Here is a 16,699-nt window from a genome sequence, read left to right on the forward strand (position 1 = left end):
CGGTCTCACGGGGTGGCGGGGTCTACTCGGGCGCCGGAGGGGCCGGATTCCAGCAGCCGGCCGCCGTCCCAGACGACGCCGACCTGGCGGTAGTAGGCGGCGATCGGCTCGCGGATCTCCAGACGGGCCAGTTCTTCGGTGGGCGCTTCGAACAGTTCCAGCTCGGCGTCGCCGCGCCATGCCTGTCCCGCCTCGAAGGACGCGGCGCCCGACTCGATCAGCTCGTCCAGAGCGAGGCCCTTGCCCTTCTCGATGGAGGGCAGCCAGCGGTGGTGGGCCATCGGGTGGGCGTTGACGAAGCCGTTCGTCTCCGACGGCTCGCGCAGGGTGACCACGGTGTGGGCCAGGCGCCGGTCGGCGGCGGCGAGGGTGGCGCCGAAACGGGCCCCCGCCTCGATGCGCGGCGCGGGGCCGTACGGGTGCGGGCGGGTCTGGTGGATCGAGCCGAGCTTCTTCGGGTAGCCCTGGTGCAGGCCGCGCGCGATGGCGAAGTCCTTGTCGACCCAGATGTAGACGCATCGCGAGTAGGTCTGTCCCCGGTACTGGCAGCGGACCACCGCGAACGCCTCCTTGTACTGGGAGAGCACGGGATCGAGCAGTTCCTCGCCGGACGCCGAGCAGGACTGCCAGTCGGCCCAGATCAGGGCCACCGTGCCCGGGTCCTCGTCGGCGAGCTCCAGTGGCTCGGGAAGCAGTTCACGCACGCGTGCCGGGTCGGTGCGGTACTCGACGGTGAGCAGGTCCCCGGAGTACCGCCAGGGCGGTGAGGGGATCAGCGACGAGGCTCCGCTCGCCGTCTTGGGGAAGAGGAATCCGCGGACGGTGTTCATGATCAGCAAAGTCCTTAGGCGGTGAGGGCGGGCTGCTTGAGCAGTTCGGCGCGGTAGCGGGAGGCGGCGGCCGCCGCGGCCTGACCGCCGAGGGCGACGACACCGGCCAGCCGGCCACCGGCGTGGTAGCCGACGACGACATCGCCGTCGAGGTCGCCGTCCAGGACCCGCACGTCCTCCCTGCCGAGCGCCGGTGCGCCGAAGGACTGCAGGCGGAAGTCGTGCTGGTCGCTCCAGAAGGTGGGCAGCGGCGCGAACGGGGACAGGTCGTGGCCGGTGCCGGTCAGGTGGGCGACGAGGGTCTTCGCGGCGTGCTTGGCGGTGTCCGTGGGGATGCACCAGTGCTCCACACGGCGCGGTACGCCGTCGTAGCGGGCGTTGGGGAAGCGGGCGACGTCACCGACGGCCACCACGTCGGGCCGTCCGCCGACGCGCAGGTGCTCGTCGGTGAGGACGCCGTCGCTCAGGTCGAGGCCGTTGCCGTCCAGCCACTCGGTGTTGGCGACCGAGCCGACCGACTCGACCACCACGTCGGCGGGCAGGACGGTGCCGTCGCCGAGGGCGACGCCGGTGACATGGTCGTCGCCGGTGAAGCCGGTCACGCCCGTGCCGAGGGCGAAGCGCACGCCGCGTTCTTCGTGGCGCTTCAGCAGCGCCTCGGCGAGGAGCTCACCCAGGGGGCCGACCATCGGCAGGGGCAGCGGGTCGACGACGGTCACCTCCTGGACGCCCAGAGCGACGGCGGTGGCGGCGACCTCGCAGCCGATGAAGCCGCCTCCGACGACGACCACCCGGGCTGCGGGCCTGGTGAGGGCCTGCCGCAGGCCCTGCGCGTCGTCGATGGTGCGCACCGAGTGCCGGCCGGCGAGCGGGCCGGGGCAGCGCAGGCGCCGGGGCCGCATTCCGGTGGCGACGACCAGACCGTCGTACGAGAGTGCCTCGCCGTCGTCCAACTCGACGATGTTCTCCGCGAGCCGCGCGGCGACGACCTTGGTGTCCAGCCGCCACTCCGCGTCGGCCACGCTCGCCCGCGGGCGGAAGGAGAGCGACTCGAAGGCGGCCTTGCCGGCCAGGACCTCCTTGGACAGGGGCGGCCGGTTGTAGGGCATGTGCCGCTCGTCACCGACGAGCGTGATGGCTTCGGTCCAGCCGGCGGCCCGCAGTTGCTCGGCCGCGCGCAGGCCTGCCATGGAGGCGCCGGCCACGACGATGCGTGCACTCCTCGACGTCATGGTCAGCCCTCGATACGGATGGCCTGGAGCGGGCACACGTCGGCGGCTTCCTCGACCTCGTCGCGCAGCGCGTCGTCGGGGTCGGGGACGTAGGCCAGGTGGCCGCTGTCGTCCATGGAGAAGACATCGGGGGCGGCGAAGACGCACTGGCCGTGGTCCTGGCACTTGTTCATGTCGACGACGACCTGCATGGCCGGTCCTCCTGGAAGTGAGGGCGTCGGGGCGGGGGTGAAGGGAGGAAGAGAGGGGGCGAAGGGAGGAAGAGGGGCCCGACCGCCGTCGGCCGGGCCCCGGCCAAGGGTCCGGCGACTGGCCGGACCCTTACTCATTTGACTTCAAACAACATAGGAAGCCATCTGACCCTGGTCAATACCTATCCATGCGGATAATTTTTTTCCCACCCCTCTTGCGGGGTGCTTGCGACCCCCATACCGTTTGGCATCAAACAAGCCGGTGTCCGCCGCGCCCCACCCTGACCGGCCCTCTGACTCCCCTCGTCATCCACACCCCAAGCGCCCGAGGAGACATCGGTGAGCGCAGCCCCAACCCCCAGCCTCCGTCAGCGCATGCAGCGGCTCGCCGCCGACGGCATCGACGTGGTGCGCGTGAGCTATCCCGATCTCATCGGCACCGACCGCGCACGCGATGTCCTGCTGGACCATCTGCCGTCGGCCTGCGACCACGGCCTGGCCTTCTGCCGGGCCGTCTATCACACCAGCCCCCAGGGCGACGTGGTCCCCGTCTCCGGCGGCCTCGACGCCGGCCTGCCCGACATCACCGTGCGACCGGACCTGGACACCCTGGTCCCCCTCCCCTGGGAACCCGGCGTGGCCTCCTGCCTCGCCGACGTCACCGACCCGGCCACCGGCCTGCCCGCGCCCGAGTCACCCCGCGACCTGCTGCGCACCGTCCTCGACCGGTGTGCCGAACACGGCCTGCGTCCGGTGGTCGGCCCCGAGCTCGAGTACTTCCTCTGCGACGAGGACGTGGCCTCCCCGAGCGGCTGGAAGCGTTACTCGGGCGCCGCCGGTGTCGTCTACACTGCCGGCCTGCGCGCCGACGGTGACAACCACCTGCTCCGCACGCTGCGCCTGTTGCGGGACATGAACATCGGCGTGACCGGCGGCAACCACGAGTTCGACGGCGGCCAGTTCGAGATCAACCTCACCCACTCCGACGCCCTGTCCGCCGCTGACCGCGCCTTCCGCTTCAAGTCCGCGATCAAGGAGCTGGCCCGGAAGGAGGGGAAACTCGCCACCTTCATGGCCAAGCCGTTCAACGACGCCGGAGGCTCCGGCTTCCATCTCCACCTGTCCTGCGACCACGACGAGGGCGGTAACGCCTTCGACGATCCCGCCGGGGCGTACGGGCTGTCCGCCACCGCCCGCCACGCCGTCGCCGGCATCCTCGCCCACGCCCCGGCCCTGGCCGCACTGGCCAACCCGACCGTGAACTCCTACAGACGTTTCGGCCCCGACACCCTCGCACCGTGGCTGATCGACTGGGGCCTGGACAACCGCAGCGCCATGGTCCGCATCCCGCCCGAGCGCGGCTCCGGCGCCCGGTTCGAACTGCGCCTCGGTGACGCCGGTGCCAACCCGTACCTGCTGATCGCGGGTACCGTCGCCGCCGCGCTGCTCGGGGTTCTGACCGGCGAGGAGCCCCCCGCCCCACTGGAGGGGTACGGCTACGGCACCGCCAGGGCAGCCGTGCTGCCCATGAGCCTGCCGGCCGCGGTCGACGCCCTGGAAGCGGACACGGAACTGACCGACGTCCTCGGCAAGGACTTCACCGCCTCCTTCCTCTCCTACAAGCGCAACGAAATCGAACGCTTCCAACGGCACGTCACCGACTGGGAGTTCACCGAGTACGCCTATCACCTGTGACGACTGGGAGCCATGCGATGACGACCGAGACCCCGACCGCCGCGGTGAACGAACCGATGCCACTGGCGGACGTCAACCTCGCCGACCTGGACAACTTCACCGACGGCATCACCCCGTGGCGCATGTTCCACACCCTGCGCCACCGGGACCCGGTGCACTGGCAGCCCGAGGAGGCCCCCAACTCCGGCTTCTGGGCCGTGACCCGCCACGCCGACATCGCCCGCGTCGACCGCGACGCCGAGACCTTCACCTCCACGAAGTTCGTCAACCTCGAAGAAGTCGACGACGACCAGATCAAGACCCGCGCCTCCATCCTGGAGCTGGACGGTGTCCGCCACCGCGCGCTGCGCAGTCTGCTCCAGCGCCAGTTCGGCGCGAGCGTCATCAACAGCTACACCGACTTCCTGCGCGGCCTGACGGCCACCACGCTCGACGCGGCACTGGCCAAGGGGACCTTCGACTTCGTCAAGGAAGTCTCCGCCGACTTCCCCATCAACGTCCTCGCCCGCCTCCTCGACGTTCCGCCGGAGGACAACCAGCAGCTCATCGACTGGGGCAACCGCATCATCGGCAACACCGACCCCGACTACGCCGACGTCCTGCTGGACAGCGCGGAGAGCGAGCAGTACCGGCACCTGCCCTTCCGCTCACCCGCCTCGCTGGAGGTCTTCGCATACGGCCGTGAGCTGGCCCGGCAGCGGCGCGGCGGCGACGGCACCGACCTGGTGTCGAAGCTGGTGAACACCACCCCGAAGGACGGTGTGCCGCTCTCACCGCAGGACTTCGACAACTACTTCCTGCTCCTCGTGGTGGCCGGCAACGAGACCACCCGCCACACCATCACCCACTCCATGCTGGCCCTCCTCCAGCACCCCGACCAACTGGCCCGCCTCAAGGACGACCCGTCCCTGATTCCCGTCGCGGTGGAGGAGTTCCTGCGCTGGGCCTCCCCCGTCTACCACTTCCGGCGCACCGCCACCCGGGACGTCGAACTCGGCGGCAAGCGGATCAAGGAGGGCGACAAGGTCGTCATGTGGTACGCCTCCGGCAACCGCGACGAAGCGGCCTTCGGCAACCCGTACGACTTCGACGTCACCCGTGCCGGCAACGACCATGTGACCTTCGGCAAGGGCAGCCCCCACCTCTGTCTGGGCAACCTGCTCGCCCGCACCGAGATCCGCATCATGTTCGAGGAGCTGATCCCGCGCCTCGCCGGCATCCGCCTCGTCGGCGATGTCCCGCGCGTCCGCTCCAACTTCGTCAACGGCATCAAGAAGCTGCCGGTCGAGGTGACCCTCGCCTGACCAGCGCCGGGGCGGCACGCGGACGGAAGCGTGCCGCATCCGCCCGCGTGCCGCCGTCGATCGCCTCTTCCCCGGTGTCGAATGGCCGGCTGGATCTGTCCGACACCCGCCATCAGCCTCTGCGGACATGCCGGGCGCCGGCCGGCTGGACAAGGCGTCGTACTCGGGCTCGTCGGTCCGACTGTCGCCCAGGGCCGCGCGTCAGGTCGCTCCCACTCAGGCCAGCAGGACATCCTCGCCCGCTGTCACGGGGACGACCTGCTCGGCCGACGGCGCCTCGGCCTTCACCGGCGTCCCGAAGTCCGACAGCGTCATCGTCGTCATGACCTTCACACCTCCGAAGCAGGACAGCCGGGCCTGGACGGCGCGCCCCTTCCCGTCGACCCACACGTCCGCGAAGACGGGCATGTCGTCGCCCAGCTTCTCGCGCAGGTCGTCCAGGCCCTGTTTCGTCTCCGCCGTCATGCGGAGCGTCGCGGTGGCGTGGTCGATCGTGCCCCGGTAGTGCACCGCGGGGGCGCCGTTCACCTGCTCCTTGCCCTCGTTCGACACCTGCCGCATCGCCTTCGTCTGGCGGAGCAGGTGCTCGGGGTCGTTCAGCGGCGCCCGCAGGAAATAGCGGGTCAGGGCCTCGCTCCGGACGGTCGAGGCCCACTCGCTTGCGCCCACCGCCCGCGAGCCCCGCACATAGACGGTGTCGCCGACGAAGACCTCCTCGACGGGGTCCATGCCGCTGTCCTCAAGCTCCACCGTGAGCCGGCCCCTGTCACCCGCCAGATCGAAGCCGCCGGCGATCGTGAACACGTACGTCGTGGGGCTGTCGGCGGAGCGCAGCTCGATCTTCTGGTCCAAGCGGGCGCTGCCCGCGCTCGTCCTCTCGATCGCGGCACGCACGGCCGACCCGTGATCCACGGCCTTCTTCGCAGTCTCCCCCGAGTCCTTGTCCGGACCGCCGGAACAGGCAGTGCAGAACAGCAGGACAGCGGCGCAGAGGAGGGAGGCGCGGCGCATGGGCTCTCCGAGGAATCGTTACTGCGGCAGGGTGGGCCCGACAGGGCCCGTAGATCTTCGCACGACATCGGTGACGGGGCCCGGGGTTTCGGCCGTGACGCCCTGTTCCTCACCAGGTCCGAGGACGGGGTCCGGGTCCCCCGACGGCGATCGCCACCGACCGGCGCCGCGGCTCCCGTTCCGCCATGTGCCGCCACGGACTGGTCGACCAGATCCGGGTTCTCATCGGAGACCAGAGCGAAGCGGCCGGCGAGCGCGCCGCCGGCCACCTCCTCGGTGGCTCCCAACCGCCCACCGTAGTCACCCCGTCAGCGACCAGTCGGCCATCGGTGTGCCGGCCGCCCTGACCCGTGCCCGGTTCCCCAAGGGCCCGACGGCAGGCGAGCAGGACCCGCCCCGATGCGGATGGTGGGCGGGCCCTGCTCGTGCGGACCATTGTCGGGATCTGGTGCCGGTGGAGCCACGAGTGTGATCCGCCGGTGTGCGCGCGGCGCGCACACCCCGTGCGCGCCGCGTGGCTCCGAGCACCCGGTGCTGCCCCCTGGCGCCGCCCGGTGCCGCAGGGCGCCACCCCGTGTGTGACCCCGGGTTATGCCCGTCGGCCTGCGCCGACGATACTGGCAGGAGCCCCTGCCCCCGTTCACAGTTGGACCCATGCCGACTTCCCCCACCGTCCGCCCCATGACTCCCGCCACGGTGTGGCTGGCTCGCGGCCGCCTTGCCGAAGGCGCCGCGGAAGACGTGCTCCGGCGCTCGCTGGAGCAGCGCAAGCGAAGTCGGGCCATCGACGACTTTCTCGAGTTGCCCGAAGCCGGGACCGAGGCCGACACCGATGCCGGGACCGATGCCGGGTCGGAGGAGACCCCGGCGGAGCGGGTCTTCGAGGCCCGCTGGCGGGTGGAGGAGACGGTGACCGTGCGGGCCCGGATCGGCGTGACGCCCGGGCCGGACGGCGGGCAGGAGTGGATCCTGGTCGCGGAGGCCGAGCAGCCGTGGAACAACGACTGGCCGTCGCCCGCCGCGCTGTTCTGGCCGGAGGAGCCGGACCTCGCCTGGGACCGGGACGGCGCCGCGGAGCTGTCCCTGCGGAAGATCAACCCGCTCCCCCACGACGACAAGGACACGCGGCGCCTGTTCAGGAACGCGGTGCGCGGCGGGTGGCACATCCACGTGGTCGTCCACGAGGCGATGACCACCGACGACCGGGGTCGGTTGCCGGTGGCGCGGTGGCTTCCGCCGGGCCTGCGGCACCGTGTGGTGGAGCACCGCGCCGCACCCCAGCAGCACCGGGGCCTCAACTGGGCCCTGCGCGACCTGGGGGTCCAGGTGCCGCGCGGCGGTGCCGTGGTGCTGCCCGGCACCCCGGCGCCGGAGGGCTACGTCGCCGAGGACTTCTCCGTCCGCGCGGTCTTCCTGGACGGCTCGGAGCCCACCGACCTCGTCGACGCGGTGACGCGGTACGCCGCGCTGCCGAGACCGCTGCCCGACGGGGCCGAGGACGCCCTCACCGCGCTGCGGGAGGACTGGCACCTGCTGACCCTCCAGGAGGAGCTGGAGCGCCAGCGCGGGCTGGTGGCCATGTACGCCGAGGCGCTGGAGGCCATGACGAAGTCACGTGACCTGTACCGGGAGGCGGCCGAACGCGCCCACGAGGCCCTGGCCGCCTACCAGGAGTCCGCCGAGGCCGTTCCCGCGCGCCGGCAGCCCTCCGACACCACAACGGCGTCTCCGTTGCAACAGCTCACACGCACGTTCGAACGCCTCAAGAGCAGGTCCCAGCGTCCCGTGGCCCCGTCCGGGGACGAGCACTAGGTCTAAAACTGACGGACGTTATTGACAGGGGGGTCTCCCGAACGCGAGCTCGCAAGACGCGCCCGCCATCGGCTCGCAGTGCTGCGTCACGCGGAAGCCCCGGGCTGTCCAGGGCGCCGAGCCTTAAGCGCTGGTGCTGCAGTGCATCCAGGCCGACCCGGCCCTCCGCCACCAGCTGCAGCACCACCGTGGCGACGAAAACCTTGGTGATGCTGCCGATCCGGACCTTGTCACGTGCTGTCACGGGCCGCCGCGTGCTGATGTCGGCCACGCCCGAGGTGCCGCACCAGTGGCCGGTCGTGCCGCCGACGCGCAGCTGGGCCGCGGTCGACGGCGGGTGCTCCAGGTCGTCGACCGCCGCCTGCAGGGCCATGGGATCCAGCGGTGGGAGCGGGGCGGACGAGGCATGGGCGCGAGGCGCGGGGAGAGCCGCGGTGGCAGCCAGCGCGGCCGTCCCGAACAGGGTGGCGCCCGCAAAGGCCCTTCGTGACATGCGCGGTGAGGTCATGCCCCCACGCTGTCAGCGGGCAGGCGCCCGAGCATCGGGGTCGATCCCGGAGCGATCCCCGAGCGCACCCTGACCCGTCCCCGCACACGGACGGACCGGGTGACCTTCCTGGCACCGGCACATGCGGTATACACCCCAGGATCCTTCCTCGCGGGGCGCACGTGTCAGTCGTGGTCTGGTGGATACGCGGTTCCGTACGGCAGTACGGCCCGTCCGGGAAGGTCTTCCACGCCATGGGCAACGACCAGCACCACTCGGAGACGACGCTCCGCGTCAACGGCAAACCCCACACCCTCACCGTCGACCACCGGCGGGTCCTGCTGGACCTCCTGCGGGAGGACCTGGACCTCACGGGCGCCAAGAAGGGCTGCGACCACGGCCAGTGCGGTGCCTGCACGGTCCTGGTGGACGGGCGGCGCGTCAACAGCTGTCTGCTGTTCGCGGTCGCCCTGGACGGCTGTGACGTCACGACCGTCGAGGGGCTGTCCGGCGACGGGGAGGAACCGCACCCGTTGCAACGGGCCTTCCTGGAGCGTGACGCCTTCCAGTGCGGCTACTGCACCCCCGGCCAGATCTGCTCCGCGGCCGGCATGCTCGCCGAGGCGGCGGCCGGCCACCCCTCGCACGTCACCGACCCGGCCACGCCCTCGGCCGGGCCGGTGCCGCTGGACCGGGCGGAGATCCGGGAGCGGCTGAGCGGCAACCTGTGCCGGTGCGGTGCGTATCCGCGGATCGCCGAGGCCGTGGAGGACGTGATCCCGTGAAGGAGTTCGCCTATGTCCGCGCCGGGAGCGTCGAGGAGGCGACCTCCGCGTACGCCTCCCACGCCGGTGCCCGTTATCTCGGCGGCGGCACCAACCTCGTCGATCTGATGAAGCTCGGTGTCGAGCGGCCCGCCGCCCTCGTCGACGTCACCCGTCTGCCGCTGAACGCGGTGGAGGAACTGCCGGACGGCGCGCTGCGGATCGGGGCGACGGTCCGCAACAGCGACCTCGCGGCCCATCCGCTGGTGCGCGACCGGTACCCGGCGCTGTCGCAGGCGGTCCTCGCGGGGGCGTCGGGGCAGTTGCGCAACGCGGCGACGACCGGCGGCAACCTGCTTCAGCGGACCCGGTGCCCGTACTTCCAGGACCTGTCGAAGCCGTGCAACAAGCGGGAGCCGGGCAGCGGCTGCGGCGCCCGGGACGGCGTCCACCGTGATCACGCCGTGCTGGGCCACTCCGCGCACTGCATCGCCACCCATCCGTCGGACATGGCGGTGGCGCTGGCCGCTCTGGACGGGCGTGTCGAGCTGTACGGTCCGAAGGGCGCCCGGAGTGTCGCGGCGGCGGACTTCCACCGGCTGCCCGGGGACCGGCCGGAGCAGGACACCGAGATCCGGCCCGGCGAGCTCGTCACCGGCGTGGTGCTGCCCGCCGCGACGGCCGGGCTGCCGTCGGTGTACCGCAAGGCCCGCGACCGGGCCTCGTACGCCTTCGCGCTCGCGTCCGTCGCGGCCGTGCTGCGCGTGTCGGACGGTGTGGTCGCCGACGTGGGGCTCGCGTTCGGGGCGCTGGCGCACCGGCCGTGGCGGGCCCGGCGGGCGGAGGAGGCGCTGCTGGGTGCGGCTGCGACCACCGCCGCGTTCGAACACGCCGTCGACCTGGAACTGTCCGCGGCGCAGCCGCTGCGCGACAACGCCTACAAGGTGCCGCTGGCCCGGTGGATCGCCCTGGACGTGCTGTCCCGGCTCGCGGACGCGGCGCCGGCGAGGAGGACCTCATGACCGGCAGCGTGGGAGCCCCCGCCGAGCGCCGGGAGGGCCGGGAGAAGGTCAGCGGCACCGCCCGCTACGCCGCCGAGTACCACTACCCCGGACGCGCCCAGGCCTGGCCCGTGCCGGCAGCTGTCGCCCGGGGCCGGGTGACCGGCATCGACACGGCGGCCGCCCTGGCCGTGCCCGGTGTGCTCGCCGTCCTCACCCACGAGAACGCGCCGCGGCTCGCCGAGCCGGACGACGCCACGCTCGCCCTGCTCCAGAACCCCCGGGTTCCGCACCGCGGCTGGTTCGTGGCCCTGGTGGTGGCCGAGACCCTGGAGGCGGCGCGGGCCGGTGCCGCCACGGTCCGTGTGGACTACGCCGCCGAGGAGCACGATGTGACCCTCACCGCGTCGCACCCGGGTGTGTACGTCCCCGACGACGCCAACGCCGAATATCCGGCCGTCCGCGAGCGGGGCGATCCAGACGGGGCATTCGGGTCCTCGGCCGCCCGGGTCGATGTCGCCTACCGCGTGCCGCCGCTGCACAACCACCCCATGGAGCCGCACGCCAGCACCGCCCGCTGGGACGACGGCCGGCTCACCGTGCACACCTCCAGCCAGGGCGCCGGTGCCGTGCGGGGTGTGCTCGCCGGGCTGTTCGGCGTTCCCGAGGAGCGGATCGTCGTCACCGCCGAGCACGTCGGCGGCGGCTTCGGTTCCAAGGGCACGCCACGGCCGGACGTGGTGCTCGCCGCGATGGCGGCGCGGCAGACCGGGCGGGCGGTCACGGTGGCGCTGCCCCGCCGGTACCTGCCCGCCGTCGTCGGGCATCGTGCGCCCACCCTGCACCGGCTGCGGCTCGGCGCCGACACCGACGGACGCCTCATCTCCCTCGTGCACGAGGTCACCACGCACACTTCCCGCATCAAGGAGTTCGTGGAGCAGGCGGCGGTCCCGGCGCGGGTGATGTACGCGTCGCCGCACAGCCGTACGGAGCACCGGGTCGCTGCGCTGGACGTGCCCTCGCCGTCGTGGATGCGGGCGCCGGGCGAGGCACCCGGTATGTACGCGCTGGAGTCCGCCCTGGACGAACTCGCCGACGAGCTGGGCATGGACCCGGTCGAACTGCGGGTCCGCAACGAACCGGACGTCGAACCCGACAGCGGCAAGCCGTTCAGCAGCAGGCACCTGGTGGAGTGTCTGCGCGAGGGCGCCCGCCGCTTCGGATGGGCCGGGCGCGATCCCCGGCCGGCCTCCCGCCGGGACGGGCCCCTGCTGCTGGGCACGGGCGTGGCGGCGGCGACGTACCCCGTCATGGTGTCGCCCGCCACGGCGTCGGCCCGCGCACTGCCCGACGGCGCGTTCCTGGTGCGGATCAACGCCACGGACATCGGTACGGGCGCGCGGACCGTGCTCGCACAGGTCGGCGCCGACGCCCTCGGAGTGCCGCTGGAGCGGGTGCGGATCGAGGTAGGCAGCACCGAACTCCCGCCGGCCCCGCTGGCCGGCGGCTCGTCCGGCACCGCCTCCTGGGGCTGGGCGGTCCACGAGGCCGGTGCCCGGCTGGCGCGGCGGCTGGCCGAGCATCCGGGGCCGCTGCCCGAGCAGGGCCTCGGCGCCCGCGCCGACACCGAGGGCACGGCGGACGCCGGGAGCGAGTGGGCGCGGCACGCCTTCGGGGCGCACTTCGCCGAGGTCGCCGTGGACACGGTCACCGGCGAGGTGCGGGTCGGCCGGCTCCTCGGGGTGTACGCCGCGGGACGCATCCTCAACGCCCGTACGGCACGCTCCCAGTTCGTCGGCGGCATGACGATGGGTCTGGGCATGGCGCTGACCGAGGGCAGCACGATGGACCCCGCGTTCGGTGACTTCACGGAGTCGGATCTGGCGTCGTACCACGTGCCGGTGCACGCCGACGTCGACCGGATCGAGGCGCACTGGCTGGACGAGGACGATCCCCACCTCAACCCCATGGGCAGCAAGGGGATCGGGGAGATCGGCATCGTCGGGACGGCCGCGGCGATCGGCAACGCGGTCCACCACGCCACCGGCGTCCGCTTCCGCGAACTCCCGCTGACGCCCGACCGGGTACTGGCCGGACTGCTCGGCGGCCGGACGGCGAAAGACGCCCGGACCGGCTCCGCAGGGGGCGGATCCATTCCGGTGCGGGGCGTCTAGGCGTCACTCCGCCGCCTGGCGTATCCCGGGCGTCGCTGCGGGTGCCCACTCCCGGCCCCCGAGAGGCGTCACACCGTGCCACTCGGGTGAACCACCGGGATGACCACCACACCTGCGGCGGTACGGAAAATCCGCCGACGCGCCGACATGTCGGGCCCCGGCGGCAATACAGCCGCCGGAAACGGGAATCCAGGAAGGGACACCCCGTGTCGCGGACGCCAGGAGGAGGGCAGCCCGTGGATACGACCACAACGGTGATCACCCTGGCCGCGGTTGTCGCGGCCGTCGTCCTCGTCTTCGCCGTCGGCATTCTCGTGCGACTGGTCAGGACCCGGCGTGAGTTGCGTCGCGCGGGGCTGCCCGCGGGTCCGCGCTGGGTCTTCTGGGGCGCGGTTCTCTATTTCCTGCTGCCCGTCGACCTGCTGCCCGATCCGGTGTACCTGGACGACATCGGCGTCCTGCTGCTCGCTCTGCGCACCGTCCGTGGCTCCCTCGGCGAGCGGGAGCGCGAGTCGGCACACCGGCCGGACCGCCAACCGGCCCGATGACTACGGAAAGTAAGGAAACCAACCACCCGTTCGATTCGTATAAGTCTCTGGGAGCCGAAACGAGTCGGCGGACCGGGTGGCCGTGCCCCTGGATCCGGCTCGATCGGCGCAGCACCGACGAGGGAGAGACGATGCAACCGTTCGCGCTCAACTACGCGCGCCCGGCAGTGGAGTTGGAAGCTGCCATTCCGTACGTGTACGACGCCGGACAGCAGTTGAACGTGCTCCACGACGGCCGGGTGGCCGCCTCCGACTTCGCTCTGTTGAGGGAGGTCGGCACCACGACGTCCACCGCCGGCTCCAAGACGCACTTCGACGACTGACCGCGGGCCGCCGAAGATGACGGTATTGATCCTCACCTGCGAGGAGGACGTGACCGCGGACATGGTGGTCGTCCACCTGAACGCGGCCGGGATTCCAGTGGTCCGCGTCGACCCCGCCGATCTGACCGGTGGTGTCTCGCTGTCCGGGGAGTACGTCCACGGCCGCTTCCGCGGTCACCTGTCCGCCGGGGGGCGGCTGGTGAGCATCGGCGGGCTGCGATCGGTGTGGGTCCGCCGGCCGGGCACCCCTGCGGTGCGGGCGGCCCAGCCGTCCGCGTGGCTGACCGAGGAGGCCGCCCAGGCTCTCTACGGAATGCTGCGGGGCTCGGATGCACGCTGGATGAACCACCCCGACGCGGCTCGCCGGGCCCGGCACAAGCCCTGGCAGCTGCGCCTCGCCCAGCGGTGCGGCCTGCCCGTGCCGGCGACGCTGATCACGACCTTCCCGCGCGCCGCCCGCGAGTTCTCCGAGCGCTACCCGGACCTGGTGGTCAAGCCGGTGTCGGGCGCGCATCCGCAGGACCCGCCCCGGGCCGTGCCGACCAGCAGGGTCGCGCCGGACACGGACTTCTCCGCCGTCGCGTTCGGGCCGACGCTGTTCCAGCGGCGGATCTCCAAGCGGGCCGACATCCGTCTCACCGTGGTGGGCGACCGGATGCTGGCCGCACGCAAGGCGGCCGCCGCGGACGCGGATCCCGACGAGGTGGACGTGCGGTTCGCCGCACCCGGCGAACCGTGGCGGCCCACCGACGTGCCGTCGTCCATCGTGCCGGGTGTCCGGGCCTATCTACGGGAGGGCGAACTGGCGTACGGGGCCTTCGACTTCGTCGAGGACGCCGACGGCACCTGGTGGTTCCTGGAGTGCAATCAGTCGGGACAGTTCGGGTTCGTCGAGGTGGAGACGGGCCAGCCGATCGCCCGCACCATCGCCGAGTGGCTGGCCCGCCCCGTCCCCGAGGGGCCGTCGCGCGTCAACGGCGCGAACAGGACGGCCTGTTGAGCACGGTGACGGCCGCGCACCGATCCTGGTTCACTGCGGCCGCGGCCCGGGCAGCATGGCCGTACGCTGCCATCCGGTGCCCGGGGAGTGCGGGCGGTCGTAGCCGGGGGACTGCGCGGGCCGCATGACCTGCTCCAGTTCCCTGCTCACGCGTTCGGCCTCGCGGCGAACCTGTGTGGGCACATCGCCGCACTCCGCGATGAGTCGGTCGTAGATGGGGGAATCCTGGAACACCCGTCAACACGCCTTTCTGCTCGTCGGCCCCGAGCGGGGGCGAGAGAGCCGAGTGTAGGCGGACAGGTGTCCCGGAGTGTGAATTACCCGGGTGGACTTGACGCAGACCGGATATCCGTGACATGCGGCCGGCCGGAGCTCAGGCTCCCGTCGTGGAGCCCGGCCTGACGATCATCAGGACGGTCACCGTCGCCCACAGGAGGTTGAAGATGCCGGTGAACATGGCGAGTTGAACGGTACTTCGGTGCTCGACAGCCTGTTCGCCGTCCAGTTGGCCGAGGAGCTCCTCCTGGCGGGGCAGGACGAAGGCGACCAGGATGCCCGCCGCGGCGGCGGTCAGCGCGATGGACGTGACGAGCCATCCGCTGCCCAGGACGCCCATCGCGGCACCGGTGGCGAACCCGAGGAGCGGAACGGTCAGTCCGATACCGGCGTAGACACGGCAGATGCGGTGCAGCAACGCGACCGTGCTCACCGCCGACGAGTCGGGGGCGTGGCCGCCCGCGGGGACGGCGCGGCGCACCGCGGGCGGGAACATGCTGGCGGCGACGGTCACGGGACCGATGGCGACGATGGCGGCCAGTACGTGCAGGGACAGCAGGATCTTGGTCACCGGGACTCTCTCCGTGGTGCGATCGACGGCGGCGAGCCCACGTTAGGGAGCCCGGAGACGATCGCCCATGGGCTGGAACGACAGCTTCCAACGGATTCCCGCCAACTCGTGCGACCTGCTCTCTTGTGCCGTGGGCCGGTACTTCGGCGGTTCGTGCGCCTGGCGGGAATGCGCCTAGGGTGGCGGTCATGCACTCCGTGGCGATCCTGGTTCTCGACCGAGTGGTGCCGTTCGACATGGCGGCGCCCCAGCAGACGTTCGCCTGGACCCACCTGCCGGACGGGCGGCCGGCCTACCGGGTCCGGTTGTGCGCCGAGACGCCGGAGGTGCGTGTGGACGGCGGTTTCACCCTGCGCATCGACCGGGGGCTGGAGGCGCTGGCGGAGGCCGACACGATCATCGTGCCGGGCTGCTCTCCCGAGGCGCCGCCACCCTCCGCCCGGGTCCTGGCGGCGCTGCGGCAGGCCGCCGAGGCCGGTACCCGGATCGCGTCCGTGTGCGTGGGCGCCTTCGTGCTGGCGGAGGCCGGGCTGCTGGACGGGCTGCGCGCCACCACGCACTGGGTGGCCGCGGGCGAGCTGGCCCGGCGTTTCCCGCGGGTCGAGGTGGAACCGGACGTGCTGTACGTCGACAACGGGCAGATCCTCACCTCGGCCGGTGCGGCCGCCGCACTGGATCTGTCTCTGCACATGATCCGGCGGGATCTGGGGTCGGCCGTCGCGGCGAACATCGCCCGGATGTCGGTCATGCCGCTGGAACGGGAGGGCGGACAGGCCCAGTTCATCGTGCACGAGCACCCGCCGGTGCCGCGGGGGTCGGCGCTGGAGCCGCTGCTGGAGTGGATCGAGGACAACCTCGCCCACGAGGTGACGCTGAGCGCACTGGCGGAGCGCGCGGGAATGAGCGAGCGGACGTTCAGCCGCCGCTTCCGCGAGCAGACCGGGACCACGCCGTTGCAGTGGCTGCTGCGGGCGCGGGTGCGGCGCGCCCAGTACCTGCTGGAGAACACCGACCACTCCGTCGAACGGATCGCGCGGCAGGCGGGGTTCGGCTCGCCGACGGCGTTCCGGGAGCGGTTCCGCAAGGTGGTGGGCACCACACCGTACGCGTATCGCACGGCGTTCCACGGGAAGACGAACGCCCCGGCGGCCCGTTCACCGGCCGCCGGGGCGCTGCCCGGTTCATGACCGGGCCCTACGAGATCTCAGCCGACCAGCGTCAGCCCGTTCTCCCCGTCCGCGTCCGCTTCCTCGGACCGCTCCTTGGTGAGCAGCAGGGTGTCGGCCTTGGCGATGGCGTCGGTGATGTCGGACGTTCCCATCATCACGCACAGCGTGTAGCTGACGTCCTCAAGCTCGCGTGCCGCCGTCGGCACGTGCCTCTCCGCCTGAGTGATCCTCAGCGACGCATACCGCGTCAGCAACTCCCTGACGACCTTCCGGTCCGGTACGAGCACGTAGCGCCCCTCTCTCTGTTTTCG

18 protein-coding genes are annotated in these 16,699 nt (G+C 71.9%); 10 read left to right on the forward strand and 8 right to left on the reverse strand.

Annotated elements, in window-relative coordinates; translation table 11 throughout:
* Positions 1-5: 5 nt before the first annotated feature.
* Genes AC07F0_RS28585 through AC07F0_RS28595 form a run of 3 tightly spaced genes read right to left on the reverse strand, consistent with a single transcriptional unit; the run spans position 6 to position 2,253 of the window.
* Positions 6-830 (reverse strand): acetoacetate decarboxylase family protein, encoded by an 825-nt coding sequence (locus tag AC07F0_RS28585; protein WP_478982959.1) that lies wholly within the window; start codon positions 828-830, stop codon positions 6-8.
* Positions 831-844: 14 nt separating this feature from the next.
* On the reverse strand, positions 845-2,062 hold the full coding sequence (locus AC07F0_RS28590) for an NAD(P)/FAD-dependent oxidoreductase (protein WP_478982960.1): 1,218 nt from the start codon (positions 2,060-2,062) through the stop codon (positions 845-847).
* 2 nt (positions 2,063-2,064) lie between these two features.
* Entirely contained in the window at positions 2,065-2,253 is a 189-nt protein-coding gene (locus tag AC07F0_RS28595) for a ferredoxin (protein WP_478982961.1), read from the reverse strand.
* 375 nt (positions 2,254-2,628) lie between these two features.
* Between AC07F0_RS28595 and AC07F0_RS28600 the strand changes: the two genes are divergently transcribed.
* Both AC07F0_RS28600 and AC07F0_RS28605 read left to right on the forward strand, forming a co-directional pair.
* The gene (locus AC07F0_RS28600) at positions 2,629-3,948 is read left to right on the forward strand and encodes a glutamine synthetase family protein (protein ID WP_478982986.1); all 1,320 of its coding nucleotides are present in this window, start codon (positions 2,629-2,631) and stop codon (positions 3,946-3,948) included.
* Between the two features lie 17 nt (positions 3,949-3,965).
* On the forward strand, positions 3,966-5,252 hold the full coding sequence (locus tag AC07F0_RS28605) for a cytochrome P450 (protein ID WP_478982962.1): 1,287 nt from the start codon (positions 3,966-3,968) through the stop codon (positions 5,250-5,252).
* A gap of 216 nt (positions 5,253-5,468) precedes the next feature.
* Here the strand turns inward: AC07F0_RS28605 and AC07F0_RS28610 are convergent, their stop codons facing one another.
* Entirely contained in the window at positions 5,469-6,263 is a 795-nt protein-coding gene (locus tag AC07F0_RS28610; protein ID WP_478982963.1) for an SCO4651 family lipoprotein, read from the reverse strand.
* Between the two features lie 654 nt (positions 6,264-6,917).
* On the opposite strand from AC07F0_RS28610, the gene AC07F0_RS28615 reads away from it, so the two are divergent.
* Entirely contained in the window at positions 6,918-8,075 is a 1,158-nt protein-coding gene (locus AC07F0_RS28615) for a hypothetical protein (protein ID WP_478982964.1), read from the forward strand.
* Here the strand turns inward: AC07F0_RS28615 and AC07F0_RS28620 are convergent.
* A complete protein-coding gene (locus AC07F0_RS28620; RefSeq protein ID WP_478982965.1) occupies positions 8,026-8,583 on the reverse strand; it encodes a serine hydrolase in 558 nt (185 codons plus the stop codon). The two genes, AC07F0_RS28615 and AC07F0_RS28620, sit on opposite strands and share 50 nt — an antisense overlap.
* Before the next feature lie 233 nt (positions 8,584-8,816).
* Between AC07F0_RS28620 and AC07F0_RS28625 the strand changes: the two genes are divergently transcribed.
* The 6 genes from AC07F0_RS28625 (at position 8,817) to tgmB (ending at position 14,372) form a co-directional block, all read left to right on the forward strand.
* Entirely contained in the window at positions 8,817-9,347 is a 531-nt protein-coding gene (locus AC07F0_RS28625) for a (2Fe-2S)-binding protein (protein WP_478982987.1), read from the forward strand.
* Positions 9,344-10,348, forward strand: a complete 1,005-nt coding sequence (locus AC07F0_RS28630) for an FAD binding domain-containing protein (RefSeq protein ID WP_478982966.1) — start codon at positions 9,344-9,346, stop codon at positions 10,346-10,348. Before AC07F0_RS28625 ends, AC07F0_RS28630 begins: the two co-directional genes overlap by 4 nt.
* Positions 10,345-12,501, forward strand: a complete 2,157-nt coding sequence (locus AC07F0_RS28635; protein WP_478982967.1) for a xanthine dehydrogenase family protein molybdopterin-binding subunit — start codon at positions 10,345-10,347, stop codon at positions 12,499-12,501. The genes AC07F0_RS28630 and AC07F0_RS28635 overlap by 4 nt, the downstream gene beginning before the upstream one ends.
* 236 nt (positions 12,502-12,737) lie before the next feature.
* A complete protein-coding gene (locus AC07F0_RS28640) occupies positions 12,738-13,049 on the forward strand; it encodes a YkvA family protein (protein WP_478982968.1) in 312 nt (103 codons plus the stop codon).
* Between the two features lie 131 nt (positions 13,050-13,180).
* Entirely contained in the window at positions 13,181-13,372 is a 192-nt protein-coding gene (gene tgmA, locus AC07F0_RS28645; protein WP_037669517.1) for a putative ATP-grasp-modified RiPP, read from the forward strand.
* Between the two features lie 16 nt (positions 13,373-13,388).
* Positions 13,389-14,372 carry an ATP-grasp ribosomal peptide maturase gene (gene tgmB / locus AC07F0_RS28650; protein ID WP_478982969.1) on the forward strand — a complete coding sequence of 328 codons (984 nt, stop codon included), beginning with the start codon at positions 13,389-13,391 and terminating at the stop codon, positions 14,370-14,372.
* A gap of 30 nt (positions 14,373-14,402) precedes the next feature.
* Here tgmB and AC07F0_RS28655 read toward each other — a convergent pair whose 3' ends face one another.
* Together AC07F0_RS28655 and AC07F0_RS28660 are read right to left on the reverse strand one after the other, a co-directional pair.
* The gene (locus tag AC07F0_RS28655; RefSeq protein ID WP_436728460.1) at positions 14,403-14,606 is read right to left on the reverse strand and encodes a hypothetical protein; all 204 of its coding nucleotides are present in this window, start codon (positions 14,604-14,606) and stop codon (positions 14,403-14,405) included.
* 139 nt (positions 14,607-14,745) lie between these two features.
* A complete protein-coding gene (locus AC07F0_RS28660; protein ID WP_478982970.1) occupies positions 14,746-15,219 on the reverse strand; it encodes a hypothetical protein in 474 nt (157 codons plus the stop codon).
* Positions 15,220-15,407: 188 nt separating this feature from the next.
* On the opposite strand from AC07F0_RS28660, the gene AC07F0_RS28665 reads away from it, so the two are divergent.
* Positions 15,408-16,406, forward strand: coding sequence for a GlxA family transcriptional regulator (locus AC07F0_RS28665; RefSeq protein ID WP_478982971.1), 999 nt, complete (start codon positions 15,408-15,410; stop codon positions 16,404-16,406).
* Between the two features lie 17 nt (positions 16,407-16,423).
* On the opposite strand, the gene AC07F0_RS28670 is transcribed toward AC07F0_RS28665, so the two are convergent.
* Positions 16,424-16,675: a DUF5133 domain-containing protein gene (locus AC07F0_RS28670; protein ID WP_086559611.1), complete on the reverse strand. Its 252-nt coding sequence runs from the start codon at positions 16,673-16,675 to the stop codon at positions 16,424-16,426.
* Between the last annotated feature and the right edge of the window lie 24 nt (positions 16,676-16,699).

This window comes from Streptomyces sp. NPDC045955 (assembly GCF_056430805.1).